The following is a 19,890-nucleotide window of genomic DNA, read 5'->3' as shown; positions in this document are numbered from 1 at the left end:
CTTTTTGCAACGTACTAAAATCGTCAAATCACTGTTTGATTGCGACAACAAGGTCCATCACGTTCGTTCCGGTTGGGCCTGTCACCAGCAAAGCTCCGGCCTTGTCCAGAAAACTGCCACTGTCTGCCTGCTGCAAGGCGGTATCGGCCCCTTTGCCCCAAGTTTTGCCGTCGACTACGGCTCCGGCCGCATTGGTTGGACCATCGGTGCCGTCGGTACCACCGACAACAACAGTCAAGTTTGGTGTTCCAGCTATTTCCCGGGCGAGTGCCAGCGCCAACGCCTGATTGCGCCCGCCACGGCCTGGCTTGTCCGGCAAAACCACCGTTGGTTCGCCGCCGAAAACCATGACGCCGGGGGGCATATCCCTCAGGCGTTGCCCGATAAGGGATGCGACGCTTAAGAAGTCGTCATGCAGGCATTCTTCGTCAGCCAGTACTTGCAGGCTTTCACGATGCGCCAAATCTGCTGCCGCAGAACGCGCATGAGCGTTCGACGCAACAATCTGGGTCACGGCGTCAAATTCGTAAGTGTCGGGCAAGGTGCCAATCCCCGATCCGATGACATTCAGATCATCCCCGGGAACGTCCGAGATTGCCAGAACGGTGGCTTTTTCCCCTGTGAAATGGGCCAGCAGCCCACCGCCCTTGATCCGGGACAGCTTGCGGCGCTCGGCATTCATTGCGGTGATATCCATCCCTTCGGCCAGCAGCCTGCCGTTCAGCTGCTCCAGATCACTCAGAGTGTTCCCCGGCAGCAAATCCTCAGCCAGGGATGAGGCTCCGCCCGAAACCAAAAGCAGCACATGGGAATTGGGTGCCATGGCCTCGATCGTCGCCCGCAGGGCGCGACCGCCCTCAAGGCTGCGCACGTCGGGAACGGGGTGTGAGGCCTCGATCAGCTGAACATGTTCCGGAAGACCGCGTCCGTGATCATCCTTTGTGACCACCAGCGTCGGACGCGGGCCGAAATGGTCCAATGCCGCGCTGGCCATCGCTGCGGCTGCCTTGCCGACGGCCAGAATCCGGTCGGGCGTTTGGACCTCATCCAGAGCAGCTTTGGTGGCTCGTTTTCCGTCAACCGCATCAACACCGGCCTGCCAAATGCGAATTGCCTGTTGCCCTTGGCCCATCAGCTTTCCATCCAAATTGTGACCGGTCCATCATTGACCAGCTCTACTGCCATGTCGGCTCCGAACTGCCCGGTTTCCACAGGCACACCATGGGCCTGCAACCGTCGCGCAAATTCTTCATAAAGGCGCTGCCCCACATCAGGGGGGGCGGCCTCGGAATATCCCGGCCGGTTCCCGCGCGAGGTATCGGCGGCCAGCGTGAACTGGCTGATCACCAGCGCCGAGCCACCCACATCCACGACAGAGCGGTTCATCTTGCCGCTTTCATCTTTGAAAATACGCAGTTTTGAGACCTTGGCCGCCAGTTGTTCGACCTTTTGTTCGTCGTCACCCTTCATCGCACAGACCAGGATCATCAGCCCCGGACCGGACTGCCCAACTGTTTGTCCGTCAACCGAGACTTTTGCCCGGGAAACCCTTTGTAAAAGTGCACGCAAATCTGTTCTCCGTTTGGTGGCGTGGTTATCCGACCCAACGAGCGATCTCGTCCAGATCGGCCCGGTCGGTTCTAAACCCGTTCGCAGGGTGGTCTGCATCCGAGTATCCGAATGAGATTGCGCACAAGATCAACCGATCATCTGGAATGTCGAAGTACCGGTGCAGAAACTTGCCATAGCTGGCCACGGCGGCCTGAGGGATTGTGGCCACTCCCAAGGCCTGTGCGGCGAGGGTGAAGGCCATGACAAATCCACCACTGTCCATTGCTCCGTACGCGCCAAGTTCCTTAGGGCTTGAGATGATCGCACAATGGGGCGCACCGAAAAGGGCAAAGTTTTCCATCATTTGCTTGGCCGAACCGGCGCGGTCCCCGCGCTGCACGCCCACGGCTTCATATAATGCCCAGCCACATTCGCGACGTCGCTCCTGATAGATACCGGTATACGCCGTCGGGAACGGCAGGTCGGGTTCCGGTGCGCCGGTTGTGACTTCGTTTTGCAGCGCTTTTCGAAAAGCGTCAGTCTCGGCTCCACTGGTGATCACGATGTTCCAGGGCTGCGCATTACACCAGCTGGGCGCACGGGACGCGCTGGTCAGAATCTGTTCGATCTGGTCTTTGGGGACAGGTTCAGGTCGGAACGCCCGGCAAGAATGTCGCTCAGCCAGCAATCGATCCAAATCGGATAGCGTCACTCTGCGCCCCCTTCGTGTATCCGAGGCGCAGGATGGCGGTAGGATTGGCGATATTCAAGCGGTTAAAAGGGGACAGGCGCTATTGCTGACCAGTTGCCATGAGGTATCCGACACCCGCTGCAACCAGCAGACCCAACACAACAGCGATCGTGATCTTGATAGCGGACCAAGGGCGTTCGCCCTGAACACGCCCCGTTCTGCCGTTAACAACGAAACGATAGGTCTGACCCCGATATTTGTATGCGGCCAGCCAGACAGGCAGTAGAATATGTTTGAAGGTTACATTTTGCACATCCGTGTCGATTGCGTGAATGCGCTGCCGGTCGCCGCCGATATCAAAACGCACATCTCGTTCGATCACCCGGGCCATATGCCCGCGCGCTTCGGTATACCCGTCCTGCAATTCGACTGTATAAGCCTCGGCCCGAAAACCCGCCAGATACTCGGGCTGGTAAGGTTCAAGCGCCGGCAAGTCCCAGGGTTCCAACGCGTCAGTATAGCGTTTCGGCAATGACTGGGACGCCAGCACAAGAACATCGTCAAAGAACCGGGCAACCCGACCGGATTTTGGGGACCACCGCACCTTTGCCACCTGCTGTTGCTCGCGCTTGCCGTCACGCATGACGGTCCGGGTCTCGTAATACACCGTGCCGCGCTCGCCGCGATAAGCTGACTTGGTATCCGCGTCGAAGGTCCAGTAGGGGACGTAAATCCCCTGCATCTTGCGACCTTTGCGGGCATAATCCTTCAACCCGTTGGGCGCGAACCACAACTTGCCAAGCCAGCTCGACATCGCCTTATGAGCCGACCGTTCATCCAGAGCAAAGGGCAACACGCCTTTTGGCTTGATATGCCGGTTAACTCCCGTCTCCGTGACTACCGGAGTGGCACAGAACGGGCATTCGGCCGCATGGGTGTTCGGGTCAAACTCGACCTGAGCTGCGCAGTTGGGGCAGGACAGAACCCGCGTTTCCTCGATTTCCGCTTCTGGCAGCTTGTTTGTCACCGCGGCGTTGAAATCCAGTTCTTTCAGGCTGGCACCGCCCCACGGTCCGGCACCTATGGATTCCGAATGCCCGCAATGATCGCAGGTCAGGGTCCCGTCGCCCGGATTGAACCGATAGTCCGAGCCGCATTGCTCGCAGGGAAAGCGGTGTTCTTCAGTCATTGCTTGACCTCGGCTAGCTGAACGGGCTTTCCATGGCCGATGATTGCGTGGATCACGACAGCCACAAAGATGCAAATCACTATAAACAAAAGGGAATTCTGCGCCAGAACTTGCCATCCAAAAGGCGTCAGTATGCCATCAACAGATCGCACGAAATCGCCACCCCCGATTTGAGAATCGAATTTATCGTTGTGCGATTGATGCCATCCTCTTAGCCGACCGATTGCAATACTCAGCAGGACAAGACCTGTGCTGATCGCTCCCCCCCAATAAGCAGCCCGGAAAAAAGTAACCGGCTTGCGCATCATCGTGCGCAGGGCGGGTGCGACGAAAATCCATGCAATCAGAAAAGCCGAGGGTACACCAAATAAAGTCAATAACTGAAATAGAGACCACAGAGTGGCGTCCCATCTGCTTTGGAAAAGATCAAAAAGCATCGGCGCGCCAATCACGCAAAACCACCCGAGAATTGCACTCAAATTGACGGCGCGCCTGATCTCTCTTTGCGAATAGGCAGATATGTCGGCGTTTGCCGTCACCGATTACGCCCCCGGCGGAGGCGGCGGCAGAATGGTAAACAGCTGCGCAAGCTCCTGCACGTCGCCCGCTTTTTTCCAGCCGTCCTGACCGGCGGTCCAGACATGGGTGTCGCGGGTGATCTCACCATCAGTCGCCATGCGGCCCATCTTGGCCTTGGAAAACGGGCCGCTGGTCTGCCCATCCACGGCGATATGCCAGACATGCTCGACCGGCGGAGGAGGGGACGGTGCCGCATGCGCCGCTGGTTGCGGGGCAACGGGAGCGGAACCGCCCCACGGTCCGCTTGGTTGACCCGCTGCCATGTTTGCCATCTGGTTGGCCATCGCCATGCCCATGCCCATGCCAAGACCCGCACCCATGCCTCCACCTTGTCCGGGGTTGTTGGCGGCTGCAGTCATCGCCTCGGCGGCGGAATACTGAGTGAATTTGCCCAGATCGCCCGCCAATCCCATCGACGTCCGCTTGTCCAACGCAGCCTCGACGGCAGGCGGTAGCGAGATGTTCTCAATGTAGAACTCCGGCATCTCTAGCCCGTAACCTTCCAGCACGGGCGAGACTTCGGCCGCGATCAGTTTGCCCAGATCGGCGGTGTTGGCGGCCATGTCCAGCACCGGAATGCCCGATCCTGCGATCACGCGGCTGAACTCCTGCACGATGATATTACGGATCTGAAAGCTGATCTCATCCATGGTGAATTCACCATCGGTGCCGACGATTTCAATCAGGAACTTCGCGGGGTCCTTGACCCGGACCGTGTATGTGCCAAAGGCGCGGATACGGGTCGGTCCGAACTCCGGATCGCGCAGCATGATCGGGTTCTTGGTGCCCCATTTCAGATCATTGAAACGCGTCGTGTTGACGAAATAGATCTCGGATTTGAAGGGCGACTGAAATCCGTGATCCCAATGCTGTAGCGTCGTCAGGATCGGCATGTTGTTGGTCTCAAGCATATAAAGCCCGGGCGTAAACACGTCTGCCAGTTGTCCCTCGTGCACAAACACCGCTGCCTGTCCCTCACGCACCGTCAGTTTGGCACCGTACTTGATCGCATGCCCTTCACGCTCGAAACGCCAGACCATTGTGTCACGGGTGTCGTCAACCCAGTGAATGACGTCGATAAATTCTCCGGTCAGAAAATCGAAAATACCCATTGGGGTCTCCTTTTCTTGGGCTCAGAGCTGCTGGCCCATCAATTCGCGTGCAATAATCCGTACCACGGGGCGGGCGTCCTCGGCTGTCACACCGGGCTCAAGTCGCGGATCGTAGAGCATTGTCAGAAGTTTCTCATCATGGCTGGTCAACAGCGCAAACTCGTCATTGTCGTTGAATATCGACGGCCGTGCCGCCGGGCTGTCATTGGATAATCCAAGCCCTTGTGCAATTTCCTCGTGGATGCAGCTGCGCCGGGTGAGGTCCGGCAGTTCAGCCCGGATGAGCGTGACAGCCCGCACAAATTTATACGGTGAGGTATTGGTCGGCGACGCAAAAACGAGACAGTCAATATTGGCGCGCGGGTTTGCAACCAAATCCAGTGAAGGCGTGCTGATGCCGGGAATCAGCTGTTTCAGGCGTTTCACCACATAGGCGCTGTCATCTTTGCCTGCAAAGAAGATATGGAAATTGGCCTTGCGATTGACGACCGAGATTGGATGATCCGTCAATTTGCTCAGCCGTTCCGCAAACGCTTCGACGTCGGCGGAGTCTTTTGCGCGTATCTCGGGTGCCACGGACGGGGCGAATTCGGTCTGAATCCGCACAGGTCCTGCCCACCGGCTAAGCTGCCCGTCCGTTCGCCGAATGCGCGTGGTTACAGCGTGATCGGGGTATTCGCTGTAAAAGGCTATGGCCTCGAAATTGCGGGCCAGATCATCGGCATCATAGGGTGTGTCGGGGCCGCCTCCGTCCACGCGCAACATATCGCGGGTCAGCAGGTCACGTTCGACCCGCTGATAGAACCGGGCCAGATCCTGACTCGCCGCAGACGGGGGAACATAAGCATTAGGTGCCGGTGCAGGCGCCACCGGGCGCGGTTGCGGCACGACGGACGACGTCAGCGCCTCATCGCAATTGGCCAGCGCCAACAGCGCCACCATACCCAACAGGGGTTTCATATATCCCGGCACTCGCACGTTCTGCCCGCCTTTAGCTCGAAACCGCAGTTCCAGCGTTGTCGCCGACGCCGTCTTTGCGCGCCTTGGCAGAGGCAAGGGTGTCGCGCAGCTCGGTTTCCATTTTCTGCAGTTCCTGCTCGGCTGCGGCGCGCTTGGCCTTGCCTTCGTCAGCAATTGCAAGACTTTCGTTGATCGTACCGATCAGGTCAGCATTGGCTTGCTTGACCGCCTCGATATCAAACACACCGCGTTCCATTTCCTCGCGGATCATCTTGTTCGACTCACGCAGGTTCGCCGCGTTCGATGTCAGCAGTTCATTCGTCAGGTCATTCGCATCGCGCACGGCCGCGGCCGCCTCGGCGCTACGCTGGATGGTGACGGCCTGCGCCAGTTGCGTTTCCCACAGCGGCACGGTGTTGACGAGGGTCGAGTTGATCTTGGTCACCAGCGACTTGTCATTTTCCTGAACCAACCGGATCGAGGGCAGCGATTGCATCGTCACCTGTCGCGTCAGCTTCAGGTCGTGAACACGCCGTTCCAGATCATCCCGCGCTGCGCGCAGGTCACGCAGCTCTTGGGCCTTCATGACTTGTTGGTCTTCGGGCACGGCCTGAACTTCGGCTTCTTTTTCGGGGATGTTCTGGCTGTCCAGCTCGGTCAGTTTTTCTTCGCCTGCTGCGATATACAGCGCAAGCTCGTCATAAAAGCCCAGCGTCTTTTCATACAACAGGTCCAGTGACTTGATGTCTTTCAGCAGCGTATGTTCGTGGCCCAGCAAGTCGTCGGTGATCCTGTCGATCTGCCCCTGAACATCTTCAAACTTGGCGGTAAACTGGGCGAAAGGCGCAGCCTTGCCCAACAGCTTTTCCCACCAGCTGCGTTCGCGCCGGACGTCCAGCTCACTGACTGAAAACCCGCGGATCGTCGTGACGATATTGCGCAGGCTATCCCCGGCGGGCCCGACATCCTTGTTGCGGACATCCGCCAGCATGGCCTGGCTGATTTCCTGCAATTCCGCCTGGGCAGACGACCCGAACGCGACGATGGAATTGGTGTTATCCATGTCGATCTCATCCATGCGCTTGCGGATTTCGGCGCTGACAGGTTCGTCGGCCTCCTCAAGCAAGACGATTTCGGCGGTCGGGTCGGGCAGGGTGACAGCGGTCACTTCCTGCACCAGCGTTTCAGCCTCGACCGCCTTGTTCTTGATGTCATCGGACATGGGGGTAATCCTCTCTCAAATTGTGGCCGGTCAGTCCAACCGGACGCCTTCGCGTTGCAGCCGTTCGCGCAACACATCAATTTCAACCGTCAGATCACTGCGGTCGTCCAAAAGCAACTTGCGGGTACGCGCCGCGAAATTTTGTTCAAGATCATCCAGGAGGGACGAATAATCCTCCAGCGCCTGCGCATCGCGGGTGCGGGCATAAACGTCAGCAAATTTGACTGTCGCGTCACGCGCGCCCTTTAAGTAAACGGTCAGGTATTTTCGCGCACCGGCCAGATCGCGAGGGTCTTCCTCGACCGTGCGGAACAGGTCGCGGGCGGTATCCTGAAAACGTTCAACCCGGGCTTCGATCCTGCGGTCGCCTGCGCGTTTGATGGCGTCGGTCATCTCGGACAGATGTGTTTCAGCACCTTCCACGACGCGGGCAACGCGGTCTTGCTGGAAAGTGTCGATGCCTTCCATCCCTTTGTCAGTCATCGGATCAATTCCGAAAGAGACAGAGTGTAGGACGCTGGCCATCAAACCGAACAGAATCGGGGCGATCAGGCTGGCCTCAGACGCTGCGGCTGCATCCAGATATTCGGTGCGATAAGCAGCCAATCCGACGCCAAGTCCGGTCAGCAGGCTGGAGAATACCTTTCTGGGAAACGCCGGGCGACGGGCTGTGCGGCGAGCGTTGTAGGCGGATTCGGCCCGCAACCCTTCGCGCAGCAGAAATGCTGCAGCTGTCAAAAGACCCGCTGCGATCAGGCCGATCGTCAATCCGACGGCCCCATCGTTCAGCGACAGAAAAACCAAGGGAACAGCCGGAAGAAACAACAGGTTAGCGCGCGCCCCGGCCGGTTCGACCCGAGCGACGTCAAACTGTCCGCGCCGAGGTTGATTCGGAGACGATGAGTCGTCCTGTGGGCTGAATTTCCCGCCATACCGTTTGGCCATGTGCTTACAAGCCTCCCAACACGCCGGTGCAGACGCCGAACATCAGCATCAACAACACGACATAGGCCAGTTTTTGCACTCCGGTCCCGGACATGGCGCCCCCCAAAAATGTCCCTTGGGGAAATCTAGGCCATGAGAGACCGTGGCGCTAGGGGGAAGGTTGCCTAACCTGCGTCACTTGCGAGGTTTCTTGCCGATCGGGGGCCGATTTCGCTGTGGGCGAGCGGGTCGTTTGGCCGGTGCTTCGGGCTCGGCTTCCAACCCCAGTTGATCGCGCATGACCCGTCGGCGGATCTCTTCGACTTCGCCGGGTTTCAGGCTTCCCAGCTGGAAGGGGCCGTAGGACACTCGCAGCAGCCGGTTCACCGCAAAACCGATATCTTCTATCGCACGCCGAATTTCACGGTTCTTGCCTTCGCGCAGACCGATTGTCAGCCAGGCATTCGCGCCTTGTTGCCGGTCCAGCGTGACGTCCATCGGCAAAAAGCGTTCCCCGTCGATCACAAGCCCCTTACGCAGCGGTGCAAAATCCTCGTCCTTGGGGCGGCCATTCACCCGCACGCGGTATTTGCGTAGCCATCCGGTCGAGGGCAGTTCCAACTTGCGCTTGATGCCGCCATCATTGGTCAACAGCAGCAACCCTTCCGAGTTCAGGTCCAACCGCCCGACACTCATGACCCGGGGCATATCCTCGGGCAGTTTGTCAAAAATGGTCGCGCGCCCTTTTTCGTCACGTGTCGTTGTCACCAGACCCGAAGGTTTGTGATACAGCCACAGGCGCGAAGGTTCCGGCTCGGAAACCGGTTTCCCATCGACGGTGATCTTGTCTTTGGCTGTGACGTTCAGCGCGGGGCTGTCGATGGACTTGCCGTTTACACTCACACGACCTGCTTCGATCATGCGTTCGGCTTCCCGACGCGAGGCGACGCCTGCGCGGGCAAGGACTTTGGCGATCCGGTCGCCGGGAGGAGGGGATTTGGTCATCCGCAGCCCATAGCGCATCCCGGCCGCTTGCGAAAGACAGGTTTCTGTTGCAGTCAGAGGCATGGTGTTCAGATCGCACATGGATAAGGCGCTGGTTGAAGCGCGCGCTGCGGCGGATCGCGGCGAAGTACCTGTAGGTGCTGTTATTGCTGGCCCCGATGGCGTGATCGTGGCCTCTGCGGGTAACCGAACACGAGAGCTGAACGATCCCACCGCCCATGCCGAGATACTGGCCCTGCGCGCTGCATGTGCCGCAGCCGGATCCGAACGTCTGCCCGATCACGATCTCTATGTGACGTTGGAACCTTGCGCGATGTGTGCGGCGGCTCTGGCAGCGGCGCGTATCCGGCGCATCTATTACGGGGCTGCCGATCCGAAATCTGGCGGCGTTGACCATGGCGCGCGGGTTTTCACCCATACACAAGCGCACCACGTGCCAGAGGTTTACGACGGAATCCGAGGGCAGGAGGCCGCCGAGCTTCTGAAAGAGTTCTTCGCCGCACGGCGTTGACCCTAAATGGTAATGGCCTTCATCACCTCGGGTTCGATGACATCGACCCCCGGCAACCCATCGACCAGCGCCTGAGCTGATTGTTCGAGGATCGGGAAGGTCTTGTAGTGGCAGGGAATCACGGTCTTGAAGTTGAAATACCGCTTGGCCGCATATGCCGCGCCCTTCATGTCCATCGTGAAGTGACCGCCTGCCGACAGGATCCCGATATCGGGTTTGTAGTAATCCCCCATCCAATCCATATCGGCCATGATGTCGGTATCGCCCGAGACATACAGCATGTGCCCGTCCGAGGCGATCATGAACCCGACCTCGCTGCCGCCGGTGCGCAGCCCGTCGGGCGTGGAAAAGGTCGAGCTGTGCGAGGCTGGCACCATCGACACTTTGACGCCGTTCAGGTTCACGGTACCGCCCTTGTTGTACCCGATGGTTTCCAACCCCTCGGACTCGCTCCAATACCCCATCAGGTCGTATTGTCCGACCACGGGGACGTTCAGGTGCTTGGCCAGCGATACGACATCGGCGACGTGATCGAAATGTGTATGCGTCAAGAGGATATGAGTCGCCCCGTTTAGCGCGTCATCATGCTGTTCCTCGGACAAGACCGGGTTACCCGTCAGCCAGGGGTCGACCAGCAGAACCTGTCCGCCGGTTTCGATGCGGAAACTGCCGTGTCCCAGCCAAATGATGTTCATGAATTCATCCTCCCAAAACAAACTGTTGGCATTAACTTAGCATCGGCTATGTAAAAGTTCATGGACTGGTTTCAGGAAATTGATGGCTATTGCGAGCGCTTGTCGCCCGCCTATTGGGCCGAGCCGATAAACGCGGTGACAAACGCGGCGTTTCTGATTGCGGCTTTTGTCATGTGGCGACGTGTGCGCGGGCAGGGGGCGCCTTTGGCGATGGTGCTGGTCGTCATTCTCGCCGCTATCGGGGTCGGCAGTTACCTGTTCCATACCCACGCGCAGGCCTGGGCCGCGATGGCGGACGTTCTGCCGATCCTGCTGTACATTCTGGTCTACATCTTCGCGATCAACCGGGATGTCTGGCACATGCGGCCGCGTACGGCCGGGATCGCGACAGCCCTGTTCATTCCCTATGCCGCAGCTACGGTGCCCTTGTTCCAGCTTGTGCCGGGATTGGGTGGTTCAGCAGCCTATGCCCCGGTGCCGCTGCTGATCTTGATCTATGCGTTTCTTTTGCGCCACCGGGTGCCGGACACCGCCCGAGGTCTGGCCATCGGGGCGATGATCCTAATCGCCTCGATCACCTTTCGTGCGCTGGACGAACCCATATGTGGGCAGATCCCGTTTGGCACGCATTTCATGTGGCACATCCTGAATGCCCTCATGCTGGGCTGGATGATCGAGGTGTATCGTAGGCATCTGACCCGCGCGGCTCAGGCCTGAAACGCTGCGGCCAGTTCTGCGGGTAAGTCAAATTCAGACAGCACGCGTGCGCGGCCTTGATCCGACATCTTGCGCGCGGTTTTCTCGACGATGCTTTGGATTTTCTCGGCTGAGTGCTTTTCGGCGAACGGTGCGAAATACCATTTAAGGAAAACGAAACAGATTACATCCTCCAGCGCCTGCACCTCGTCGTCACGCTTGATGCCCTGTTTGCGCAGCATCCGACCGGCAGATTCGATATTCTCGGCAGAGTAGCCGTTCTGTTCCATAAGCCCCATCACGACCTCGGCGTGGTGGACGCCCTGCGCCTTGCGCCAGGCCAGATATCCAGCGCGACCTTCGGGGTATTCGCCGCGCGCCAGTTTCCACCGCTCTACATGCTGACCACGCGCTGCAATCTGCAACGGGTCAGAGGCGTCGGGGATCAACCTGTCCAACTCGGCGCTCATGCGCTGACCATAGAGCAGTTCAGCGGGCTGGCCGTCTTCGAGGTTGGGGTCGTATGAATTGGCCGCATCAATTGCGTCCAGAACAGCTTGCTTGCGCGCGTTCATCTTCCGCTCCGTTGGCTTGCCGGATCTGCAGGGCAGGCCGGCGGGTTACTTGTGGACCACCGTAGCGATACGCCGCGCGGAACGCAGCAGGCAATTGCCGGGCCGGGGCATTTGGACCCGACCCGCTTTTTTTGGGGGGCTAAATTACTTGCCCGGTTTGTTCTGATCCTGAGTGACAGGTTCCGAGACCTGATCGGGGAAAATCAGGCTGCGGGTCAGGGTGTCCATGCTTGGGCCAAAAGCGCCCGCCTGAGCTTGCGCAGCAAGAACCGTAGTGGCCAGTATAAAGGCAGTCATGAACGTTTTCATCGTTTTTCTCCATATAAGGCTGTGCCATGCTATATGAAATGAACAGTTCAGTTCAGTATTTCAAGATGCGAAGTGAACTAATCGGTTCATTTTTTGCATAGGGGTAATTAGAAATGAATGATCGGACAGGATTTATGGACCTTTGCCATGCGCTCAAGGGTGGATCAGCGCCTTGGCGGTCTTGCGACCCGGCGACCAGACAGGTAAATGCCCCCTAACGCATATGAGGATATCCGATGTCGATTGACCAAAGCAACGCCGCCAAGGTGGCCAAACTGGCCCGGATCAAGGTCGAGGATGACGCGCTGCCTGCGCTGGCATCCGAATTCAACACCATCCTTGGCTTCATCGAGCAACTCAACGAGGTTGATGTCGAAGGTGTCGAGCCGATGGTCTCGGTCGAGCCAATGCGCCTGAAACGCCGCGAGGATGTGGTCACTGACGGCAACCAGCAAGACAAGGTTCTGGCCAATGCCCCTGATGCGCGCGAAGGGTTCTTCGCTGTTCCCAAAGTTGTGGAGTAAGACATGAGCGATCTGAACAAACTGGGCCTGGCCGAAGCGCGCGACGCTCTGCGCGCGGGCGACGTAACCTCTGTCGAGCTGACCGAATCCTGCCTGAAGGCAATCGATGACGCCGACGCGCTGAACGCTTTTGTCCACAAGACGCCCGAGATCGCGCTGGAGCGCGCCAAGGCGGCGGATGAGCGGATCAAAGCAGGCGACGCGCCGTCGATGTGCGGCCTGCCGATCGGCATCAAGGATCTGTTCTGCACCAAAGGCGTACCGTCGCAGGCGGCTTCCAAAATTCTCGAAGGTTTCAAGCCCGAATACGAATCTACTGTGTCTCAGCAACTGGCAGACGCAGGCGCGGTTATGCTGGGCAAGCTGAACATGGACGAATTCGCCATGGGCTCGTCCAACGAAACTTCCGTGTACGGCAATGCGGTCAGCCCATGGCGCCGGGGCAATGACGATGCGCAACTGACACCCGGTGGATCGTCCGGTGGGTCGGCCTCGGCCGTCGCGGCAGATCTTTGCCTGGCCGCCACCGGTACCGATACCGGTGGTTCGATCCGCCAGCCCGCAGCATTTGTTGGTATCACCGGCATCAAGCCGACCTATGGTCGGTGCTCGCGCTGGGGTATTGTGGCGTTTGCTTCTTCATTGGATCAAGCCGGGCCGATGACCAAGAACGTGCGCGACGCTGCGATCATGCTCGAGACGATGTGTGGTCACGACCCCAAGGATTCGACCAGCACCGAACTGGCCGTGCCGAACTTTGAGGCGATGCTGACCGGCGATATCAAAGGCAAGAAGATCGGTATCCCAAAAGAATACCGCATGGAAGGCATGCCTGCCGAGATCGAAAAGCTGTGGGCCGAAGGCGCCGAGATGCTGAAAGCAGCGGGTGCAGAGATCGTCGACATTTCGCTGCCGCACACCAAATACGCGCTGCCTGCGTATTATGTGATTGCCCCGGCCGAAGCGTCCTCGAACCTTGCCCGCTATGACGGTGTGCGCTATGGCCGCCGCGCGCAGCTGGCACAGGGCGACGGCATCACCGAGATGTACGAAAAGACCCGTGCCGAGGGCTTCGGCCACGAAGTGCAGCGCCGGGTCATGATCGGCACCTATGTGCTGTCGGCAGGGTTCTATGATGCCTACTATAACCGCGCTCGCAAGGTGCGGACCCTGATCAAGAAAGACTTTGAAGATGTCTTCGCCGCAGGGATCGACGCAATCCTGACGCCTGCTACCCCTTCGGCGTCCTTTGGTCTGGGCGAGATGACCGAGGCGGACCCGGTGCAGATGTACCTCAACGACGTCTTTACCGTGACAGTGAACCTTGCCGGTTTGCCCGGTATCTCGGTTCCCGCAGGTTTGGACCAACAGGGCTTGCCGCTGGGTCTTCAACTGATCGGCCGTCCATGGGAAGAAGGCGATTTGCTGAACACAGCTTATGCGTTGGAAAGTGCCGCCGGATTTGTGGCCAAGCCAGGCAAATGGTGGTAATCCTCGGATCAGGCAAGACCAGCTAAAACGGAGCAGCTGAATGCGCTTTACGCTTCTGATCCCCGCAATCGGACTTGTGGCCGCCTGCAACTCGGTGGCCCCGGTCCAGGGTACTGGATTTAACACGCCTCAATATCAGGCACAGCGCGAGGCCGCGCTGGCCGGGCCGGGCTACACCGGAAACCCTTTGGTCGGCCCTGCTGACGTGTCAGAACAACAACTCGGCGCGCCCGGCAGCACACCGACCGGGGACAACGCTGATATCGCGTCTGCAACGGCAGCTGCCCTGGCAAATACATCGGGGCAAAGCACGTTGACGCAAGTCCCTCTGTCTGCCGCCAGTAGCAACGCGATCTCCGATGAACAGGATTTCGCCGCTGTATCAGGACGTCGTACGATCGAAAACGACGCGGCCCTGATCCAACAGAACCGCCAGACCTACGAAGTTGTCACCCCAACTGCTGTTCCGCAGCGCGGATCGGACGGCCAGCCCAATATCGTGCAATACGCTCTAAGCACTTCGAATCCAGTTGGTACACAGCTTTACAGCCGCGCTGGTTTCAATCTTGAGGCCAAGGCGCAGCGGAATTGCGCCAAGTTCCCGTCGCCTGACCAAGCTCAGATCGAGTTTCTGGCCAACGGCGGCCCGCAGCGTGATCGCAACGGTCTGGACCCGGATGGGGATGGGTACGCATGTGGCTGGGATCCAAGTGCATTCCGCAGTGCCGTCAACAACTGATCCACAAGCGCCAATCTGGCACGCTTCGCCTAACTACGGACCACGCAGGGACGGGCTGAAGCCGTCCCTGATCGTTTTGCACTATACGGCGATGAACAGCGCGCAAGAGGCGCTGGACAGGTTATGTGACCCTGTCCACGAAGTGTCGGCGCATTACCTGATTGGGGGCGACGGGACGCTCTGGCACATGGTGCGAGAAGAGGACCGCGCGTGGCATGCCGGGGCCGGAGAATGGAGCGGTCAGAAGGATATCAACTCCCGTTCGATTGGCATCGAGCTGGACAACACTGGCAGGCACCCATTTTCAGACCTGCAAATGCGCAGGCTGGAACAGTTGTTGCCTCAGATCATGCATCGCTGGATCATTCGACCATACGGTGTGATCGGTCATTCCGACATGGCACCCGGACGCAAATTTGATCCCGGACCGCGATTTGACTGGCTGCGGCTCGAGCGCAACAAACTGGCCGCGCCGCGCGGACAAAACGATGGCCCGCTAGATGCGCCGATGGATCAGTTTCGAATTCTGGCACAATCCGCCGGCTTCAGCGCTGACGTAGACGACGAAACTTTGCTATCCGCCGTTCGTCTGCGATATCGTCCTTGGGCTACAGGTCCGTTGCAGAGTGCTGATCTCGTACCGCTGACCGCCCGATCCTGATCCGCGCTGCACTCTTGACGCAGCCTGTCACAAGGCATACCCACCGCTTGCGCGGAGGGCCGGATGGCCGCTGGGGCCGCAAGGCCCGAGAGGAAAGTCCGGACTCCACAAGACAACGGTGCCGGGTAACGCCCGGGCGGGGCAACCCGACGGAAAGCGCCACAGAAATCAGACCGCCCCGGACTTCGGTCCGAGGTAAGGGTGAAACGGTGGGGTAAGAGCCCACCGCGCCGCTGGCAACAGTGGCGGCACGGCAAGCCCCACCGGGAGCAATGCCAAATAGGGTCCCCGCGCGGGCCGGTCGGCGCAAGCCGATACCGCCGCTAGGCACGTCCTGGCCAAGAGGGACCGGGTTGGCAGCTTGAGCCGCGCAGCAATGCGCGGCCTAGAGGAATGGTCATCGAAGGGGGTAACCCCGGAACAAGATCCGGCTTACAGGCCCTCCGCGCATAACTCTGTTCACTTACCGGGCGGCGTGTAAGCCCCGGTCAGCTTGGCAGCCTTCTTGGTAATGGCGGCAAAGTCCTTCGCCTTCCAGGCGCGTACTGTTTCAACGTTTGATACTGCACCCGAGGCCGCAACGGCCATTCCAATGGCTACTGCGTCAGTGCCATCCGGAACTTCACTTACGACCACCACGTCATTTTCGCCGGTCGTCATGTAAAAAGCCAAAAGCTTGCCGCCGACTTTTTTCAGCAACGCCCGGACGGCCGCCGTGCGGTCTGCAGGCTTCTTCAGCATTCCTTTGACGCCATCCTGCGAGTAGGTCGCGTAAGTTATGAAAATAGGCATAAGTCTTCTCCTTGTTTCAATGGTTTGGAACGCTGAAATTGGCCGGTTCCGCGGCCTGAAAACGGGACTTAAAAAATGCTCATAAGGGCGTCCAGAACGATCCAGAAACCCACTGCGATCAGCCCAAGACCGGTCAGGGTGGGCAACCATCGTGCACCCGGCAGCAGCTTTTCCAATGCGACGTAGACCGCAATTCCGGCAATCCAGTACAGGTTCATGATCCCGCCGACGAACAGCAGCGCCATCAAGGCCCAGCAACAGCCAAGGCAGTACAGCCCATGCAGCGCGCCGGTTCGGAACGCGCCAAACGCTCCGGGTCGGTGATGATCGGCAATGAACCGGGCAGGGCTTTGACAATGCCGCAGACAGGCGGTCTTGAGGTCCGACAACTGGTACGCGCCTGCCAAGATAAGGACGCAACCGGCGAATGTTTTGGACCGAATTGTCATCATTGGACCGTCAGACAGCCCGACACTTTCGAGGCCCCATTGTAGTCCCGTCGCGGCAACGCTGAAAAAAGCCCAGGCGATCAGATAGCCCGTCAGAAAGTAAAAGCTGAACTGCGCGGCCTTGTCACGTTCGGGTCCCGCACGCTTTATCGCCGAATACAGCAAGACCGCAGGTGCAGCGCTGGGGGTCATCATCGCGATCATCATGACCCACCACATCAGAAAGATCAGGATTACGTATTGCACGCCCCAACCGGGCGCTTCACCCATGTGCATGGGTTCTCCGATCGGACCTGCCATCGTGGTCATTTCGGTGGCCGTCATGTTCATGCCGATCCCGGCGATGGTGTACCAGGCTGCAACCAGAACAATCAGCGACACACCGAACAGCACGATGACCCGCTCACGCCGCATAAGCCGCTCGACCGCCCCGGTGCGGGGCGGTGTGGGGTGGGATGTCATGATGACCCCCGGATCAGGCGCCCAGGACACCGTGGCCCGAAATGTTCAGGTGGGCCAGATGAGCGTGCGTCGCGTCAAAGGTCAGACTGATTTCGCCGCCATGTGTCTTGGCCGAGCCCGAGGCAGCTTCGGCGTGTCGGTATTCAAACCCGTTTGGCAGCTGAATTGACGCCCGGTGCGCCGCACCCGAAACGATATGCGGAATCGGGCTGACTTCGACATCGAAGACGCCGTTCACCTTTGCAAACCCGGTGCGCTCGTCGCGGTCCCAGTTCAGTTCGATGGGCACGAAAAGCGTTTCATGTTTGGTCGGGGCCATCGCGCTGTAAACATACCAGAAGGTTGCCATTTCATCAGTATCTTCACCGGTCATGATGGCTTGCAGGGCAGCGCGCTGATCGGCGCTGGCGCTGGCATCTATAATCAGTTGCATCTGACCGTTGCCCTCATGGATTGGGCCGGGCCAATAGTACACCCCAGCCGCCCTTACGCCCGCCAGATCTGTGTCTCCATAGTGACCGCTTTCGATGTCGAATACGACGACGGCCTCGCAATTGCCATGTGTCGGAAGTACGCTGAACTGGCAAGGACAACCGAAGTTGCAGTTACAGTTGGCCAGTTCTTCGCCCTTAATAGTCCATTCAGTCATGATGCCCCCTAAACAAAATCAATCGTGCAAACCCTGCTTGCACGGTTGCTTGCCTGATCATGGAGCCTCGAAGATCGAGCCGAAAATTGGCTTCTTTGGATTGTTGATGGCGCGGTAACTATCACACATTCGAATTTCTGACAAATTAGACACGCGCTTGTGCGGGAATACGCCTGTTACATGTTCACTTGGTGAAGCGAAACCACCATTGGCCAGCTTTGCGCTAGCGTTAGAGCATCTGTCTAATCTGTGGATTTTTGAGTCGCAGATATCTGCTATATTGCAAAAACGCATTTTGAATATTGGGAGGATTGTTATGAGTTTCATGAAGGCACTGGCTTCGGTCGCAGTTGGATTTGCCGCCGCAAAAGGCATGGAAAAATACAAGCAGATGGGCGGAATGGCCGGCCTGCAAGACATGATGCAAGGCGCCGGGGGCGGCTTTGGCATGGATCAACTGGGCAAGATGGCAGAACAGTTCGGGATGCCTGGGGGTGCCGGTGGGTTGCAAGAGATGATTGGAAAGCTTGGCATGGCCAATCCGGCAGGGGCCGCTGGTCTTGGTGGGTTGATGAATGCCATGCAGGGCGCCGCAAAGACAGGCAATCAGCAGACCGTCGATATGATGGATACGGTGTTCAAAGGCACACCCGGGGGCGCGGCGATGGAGGCGCAAGCCAAGCTGATGCTGCGCGCGATGATCCAGGCAGCCAAGGCGGACGGAGAGCTAGATGAGCAAGAGAAGGAGACCATTCTGGGCGAATTGGGTGATGACATCAGCGACGAAGAACGCGCCTTTGTCCAGGATCAGTTGAATGGCCCGATTGATGTGATCGGCCTGGCTGCTGATTCCGGTGCACCATTGAAAGCACAGGTCTATGCCACGTCTCTGGCGGCGATTCGTCTGGATAACCAGCGCGAGGCCTCTTACCTTGTTCAACTAGCAACTGCGCTGGGTTTATCTGATGCCGAACGCGACCAGATTCACACGTATATGGGCGCGCCGACCCTTTCGACCTAGGCCTGATCCCTGATCAGCCGATCATGTGCCCAATTGCCCTTGACACGAGCCGTGCAAGGCGTAAAAGCGCACGCTCATAGGAATTCAACCGAAAGGCCCCTGCCTTTTCGGACGCAGGAGATAACCATGGCGAAGCCGACGACAATCAAGATCCGTCTGAACTCGACCGCGGGCACGGGCCACTTCTACGTGACCAAAAAGAACGCTCGCACCATGACCGAGAAAATGACCGTTCGTAAATACGATCCGGTTGTTCGGAAACATGTCGAGTACAAGGAAGGCAAGATTAAGTAATCTGCCGTCCAACTTGGACAGAATGGAAAAGGGTTTCGCTGATGCGGAACCCTTTTTCTTTGTGCATGCGGCTGGGTGAAATGCCCGGGATCGGGAATTGGCCGTTGCAGTGACGCATCAGCGTAACGGCCATTCGGTTGGGCGCCGGGTTGCTTTTTGGAACCTCTTGGCAATACGCTTCAGCAAATCGTTCCAAAATGTTGGTCGCCATGAAAAAAATCTTGTTATCCACAATTGCCGTATTTGCCCTTGCGGCTTGTGAAGACCCTTATAACCGCTCGGGTGTTGGCTTCACGGGCATCGATGGTGAGCCGCGGACCCTCTCGGATGTTCCGGGTGCGGTCTCGTTCCTTCCCGACGCCACGAATATTCCGGCGGAATTGGCTTTGTTGCCATCCATCCCGGTCGTAACGGATCAGACCGAAGCGGAAAAAGTAGCCCGCGTCGCGATCGACAATGGCGGACGCAGCGACACAAACTCAGTCGTTCTGACCGGTTCGGACATGAACCTGTTCTTAAGCACAGTCAGCGTGAACGGCACTTTGTTCGGAGTTCTTCGAACCGCAAACAACAGCACCCGCGTGGACAACGACATCGGCGCAGCCTTTGGCCAAAATGCCGAACAGTTTACCGGATGCCTGCCTGCGGGTGACGTGTTCCGCAAGGGATCGTCGACGCGCAGCTCTGGATTTGCGGTTGCTCTGAACTGCAGCTGATCGAACCATTCGGTTGCGAAATAAAAAGCCTCCACTGTCTCGGTGGAGGCTTTTTTTGTTTTTAGCGTTACTA

Annotated in this window: 25 protein-coding genes and 1 other RNA gene; 10 read left to right on the top strand and 16 right to left on the bottom strand. The window is 58.4% G+C overall.

From position 1 onward, the window contains the following. Nucleotides 1–28: 28 nt before the first annotated feature. The 10 genes from QMP16_RS06570 to QMP16_RS06525 form a co-directional block, all read right to left on the bottom strand. Nucleotides 29–1,132 (bottom strand): glycerate kinase type-2 family protein, encoded by a 1,104-nt coding sequence (locus tag QMP16_RS06570; RefSeq protein WP_282151708.1) that lies wholly within the window; start codon nucleotides 1,130–1,132, stop codon nucleotides 29–31. Then, nucleotides 1,132–1,569 (bottom strand): D-aminoacyl-tRNA deacylase, encoded by a 438-nt coding sequence (gene dtd / locus QMP16_RS06565; protein WP_282151707.1) that lies wholly within the window; start codon nucleotides 1,567–1,569, stop codon nucleotides 1,132–1,134. Before dtd ends, QMP16_RS06570 begins: the two co-directional genes overlap by 1 nt. A 25-nt stretch (nucleotides 1,570–1,594) precedes the next feature. Beyond that, nucleotides 1,595–2,263, bottom strand: a complete 669-nt coding sequence (locus QMP16_RS06560; protein WP_282151706.1) for a nitroreductase — start codon at nucleotides 2,261–2,263, stop codon at nucleotides 1,595–1,597. 79 nt (nucleotides 2,264–2,342) lie between these two features. Next, nucleotides 2,343–3,431 carry a TFIIB-type zinc finger domain-containing protein gene (locus QMP16_RS06555; protein WP_282151705.1) on the bottom strand — a complete coding sequence of 363 codons (1,089 nt, stop codon included), beginning with the start codon at nucleotides 3,429–3,431 and terminating at the stop codon, nucleotides 2,343–2,345. Continuing rightward, nucleotides 3,428–3,970: a hypothetical protein gene (locus QMP16_RS06550; protein WP_282151704.1), complete on the bottom strand. Its 543-nt coding sequence runs from the start codon at nucleotides 3,968–3,970 to the stop codon at nucleotides 3,428–3,430. The genes QMP16_RS06555 and QMP16_RS06550 overlap by 4 nt, the downstream gene beginning before the upstream one ends. 3 nt (nucleotides 3,971–3,973) lie before the next feature. Beyond that, entirely contained in the window at nucleotides 3,974–5,122 is a 1,149-nt protein-coding gene (locus tag QMP16_RS06545) for an SPFH domain-containing protein (RefSeq protein WP_282151703.1), read from the bottom strand. Between the two features lie 21 nt (nucleotides 5,123–5,143). After that, nucleotides 5,144–6,082 (bottom strand): DUF2927 domain-containing protein, encoded by a 939-nt coding sequence (locus QMP16_RS06540; RefSeq protein ID WP_282151702.1) that lies wholly within the window; start codon nucleotides 6,080–6,082, stop codon nucleotides 5,144–5,146. 31 nt (nucleotides 6,083–6,113) lie between these two features. Next, nucleotides 6,114–7,304 (bottom strand): toxic anion resistance protein, encoded by a 1,191-nt coding sequence (locus QMP16_RS06535; protein WP_282151701.1) that lies wholly within the window; start codon nucleotides 7,302–7,304, stop codon nucleotides 6,114–6,116. Nucleotides 7,305–7,334: 30 nt separating this feature from the next. Further along, nucleotides 7,335–8,249, bottom strand: coding sequence for a 5-bromo-4-chloroindolyl phosphate hydrolysis family protein (locus QMP16_RS06530; RefSeq protein WP_282151700.1), 915 nt, complete (start codon nucleotides 8,247–8,249; stop codon nucleotides 7,335–7,337). A 174-nt stretch (nucleotides 8,250–8,423) separates the two neighbouring features. Continuing rightward, the gene (locus QMP16_RS06525; RefSeq protein WP_282151699.1) at nucleotides 8,424–9,314 is read right to left on the bottom strand and encodes a pseudouridine synthase; all 891 of its coding nucleotides are present in this window, start codon (nucleotides 9,312–9,314) and stop codon (nucleotides 8,424–8,426) included. Between QMP16_RS06525 and QMP16_RS06520 the strand changes: the two genes are divergently transcribed. Then, nucleotides 9,295–9,744, top strand: coding sequence for a nucleoside deaminase (locus tag QMP16_RS06520; protein ID WP_282151698.1), 450 nt, complete (start codon nucleotides 9,295–9,297; stop codon nucleotides 9,742–9,744). The two genes, QMP16_RS06525 and QMP16_RS06520, sit on opposite strands and share 20 nt — an antisense overlap. Before the next feature lie 2 nt (nucleotides 9,745–9,746). Here QMP16_RS06520 and QMP16_RS06515 read toward each other — a convergent pair whose 3' ends face one another. Next, nucleotides 9,747–10,439 carry a metal-dependent hydrolase gene (locus tag QMP16_RS06515; protein ID WP_058275616.1) on the bottom strand — a complete coding sequence of 231 codons (693 nt, stop codon included), beginning with the start codon at nucleotides 10,437–10,439 and terminating at the stop codon, nucleotides 9,747–9,749. 60 nt (nucleotides 10,440–10,499) lie between these two features. Here QMP16_RS06515 and QMP16_RS06510 point away from each other — a divergent pair, with 60 nt between their 5' ends. Continuing rightward, a complete protein-coding gene (locus QMP16_RS06510; RefSeq protein WP_282151697.1) occupies nucleotides 10,500–11,156 on the top strand; it encodes a ceramidase domain-containing protein in 657 nt (218 codons plus the stop codon). Here the strand turns inward: QMP16_RS06510 and QMP16_RS06505 are convergent. Both QMP16_RS06505 and QMP16_RS06500 read right to left on the bottom strand, forming a co-directional pair. Next, nucleotides 11,147–11,710 (bottom strand): DUF4202 domain-containing protein, encoded by a 564-nt coding sequence (locus QMP16_RS06505; protein ID WP_282151696.1) that lies wholly within the window; start codon nucleotides 11,708–11,710, stop codon nucleotides 11,147–11,149. The genes QMP16_RS06510 and QMP16_RS06505 overlap by 10 nt on opposite strands. Nucleotides 11,711–11,854: 144 nt before the next feature. Next, nucleotides 11,855–12,019 (bottom strand): hypothetical protein, encoded by a 165-nt coding sequence (locus QMP16_RS06500; protein WP_282151695.1) that lies wholly within the window; start codon nucleotides 12,017–12,019, stop codon nucleotides 11,855–11,857. Nucleotides 12,020–12,255: 236 nt separating this feature from the next. Between QMP16_RS06500 and gatC the strand changes: the two genes are divergently transcribed. From gatC to rnpB, 5 genes are all read left to right on the top strand, one after another. Beyond that, nucleotides 12,256–12,543 (top strand): Asp-tRNA(Asn)/Glu-tRNA(Gln) amidotransferase subunit GatC, encoded by a 288-nt coding sequence (gene gatC / locus QMP16_RS06495; protein ID WP_058275619.1) that lies wholly within the window; start codon nucleotides 12,256–12,258, stop codon nucleotides 12,541–12,543. A gap of 3 nt (nucleotides 12,544–12,546) precedes the next feature. Beyond that, a complete protein-coding gene (gene gatA, locus QMP16_RS06490) occupies nucleotides 12,547–14,034 on the top strand; it encodes an Asp-tRNA(Asn)/Glu-tRNA(Gln) amidotransferase subunit GatA (RefSeq protein ID WP_282151694.1) in 1,488 nt (495 codons plus the stop codon). 40 nt (nucleotides 14,035–14,074) lie between these two features. Then, entirely contained in the window at nucleotides 14,075–14,773 is a 699-nt protein-coding gene (locus tag QMP16_RS06485; protein ID WP_282151693.1) for a hypothetical protein, read from the top strand. Beyond that, on the top strand, nucleotides 14,757–15,434 hold the full coding sequence (locus tag QMP16_RS06480; protein ID WP_282151692.1) for an N-acetylmuramoyl-L-alanine amidase: 678 nt from the start codon (nucleotides 14,757–14,759) through the stop codon (nucleotides 15,432–15,434). Before QMP16_RS06485 ends, QMP16_RS06480 begins: the two co-directional genes overlap by 17 nt. A 51-nt stretch (nucleotides 15,435–15,485) precedes the next feature. Then, nucleotides 15,486–15,885, top strand: an RNA gene (gene rnpB, locus QMP16_RS06475) — RNase P RNA component class A. An 8-nt stretch (nucleotides 15,886–15,893) separates the two neighbouring features. Here the strand turns inward: rnpB and QMP16_RS06470 are convergent. The 3 genes from QMP16_RS06470 to QMP16_RS06460 form a co-directional block, all read right to left on the bottom strand. Beyond that, on the bottom strand, nucleotides 15,894–16,226 hold the full coding sequence (locus QMP16_RS06470) for a GYD domain-containing protein (protein ID WP_058275623.1): 333 nt from the start codon (nucleotides 16,224–16,226) through the stop codon (nucleotides 15,894–15,896). Nucleotides 16,227–16,294: 68 nt separating this feature from the next. Next, the gene (locus QMP16_RS06465) at nucleotides 16,295–17,137 is read right to left on the bottom strand and encodes a DUF2182 domain-containing protein (protein WP_282151691.1); all 843 of its coding nucleotides are present in this window, start codon (nucleotides 17,135–17,137) and stop codon (nucleotides 16,295–16,297) included. A gap of 13 nt (nucleotides 17,138–17,150) precedes the next feature. Further along, nucleotides 17,151–17,786, bottom strand: coding sequence for a DUF1326 domain-containing protein (locus tag QMP16_RS06460; protein WP_108859367.1), 636 nt, complete (start codon nucleotides 17,784–17,786; stop codon nucleotides 17,151–17,153). Between the two features lie 316 nt (nucleotides 17,787–18,102). On the opposite strand from QMP16_RS06460, the gene QMP16_RS06455 reads away from it, so the two are divergent. The 3 genes from QMP16_RS06455 to QMP16_RS06445 all read left to right on the top strand — a co-directional run bounded on the left by QMP16_RS06455 (nucleotide 18,103) and on the right by QMP16_RS06445 (nucleotide 19,817). Next, nucleotides 18,103–18,807: a DUF533 domain-containing protein gene (locus tag QMP16_RS06455; protein ID WP_282151690.1), complete on the top strand. Its 705-nt coding sequence runs from the start codon at nucleotides 18,103–18,105 to the stop codon at nucleotides 18,805–18,807. 126 nt (nucleotides 18,808–18,933) lie between these two features. Continuing rightward, nucleotides 18,934–19,101 (top strand): 50S ribosomal protein L33, encoded by a 168-nt coding sequence (rpmG, locus tag QMP16_RS06450; RefSeq protein WP_007799108.1) that lies wholly within the window; start codon nucleotides 18,934–18,936, stop codon nucleotides 19,099–19,101. Nucleotides 19,102–19,310: 209 nt separating this feature from the next. Then, complete coding sequence (locus tag QMP16_RS06445; RefSeq protein WP_282151689.1) at nucleotides 19,311–19,817, top strand: hypothetical protein; 507 nt, start codon at nucleotides 19,311–19,313, stop codon at nucleotides 19,815–19,817. The last annotated feature ends 73 nt before the right edge of the window (nucleotides 19,818–19,890 follow it).

This window comes from Ruegeria atlantica (assembly GCF_947495585.1).
GTDB lineage: Bacteria > Pseudomonadota > Alphaproteobacteria > Rhodobacterales > Rhodobacteraceae > Ruegeria > Ruegeria atlantica_G.
Note: the sequence above shows the minus strand (reverse complement) of the source record. Positions and strands in the feature narration are given on the sequence as shown.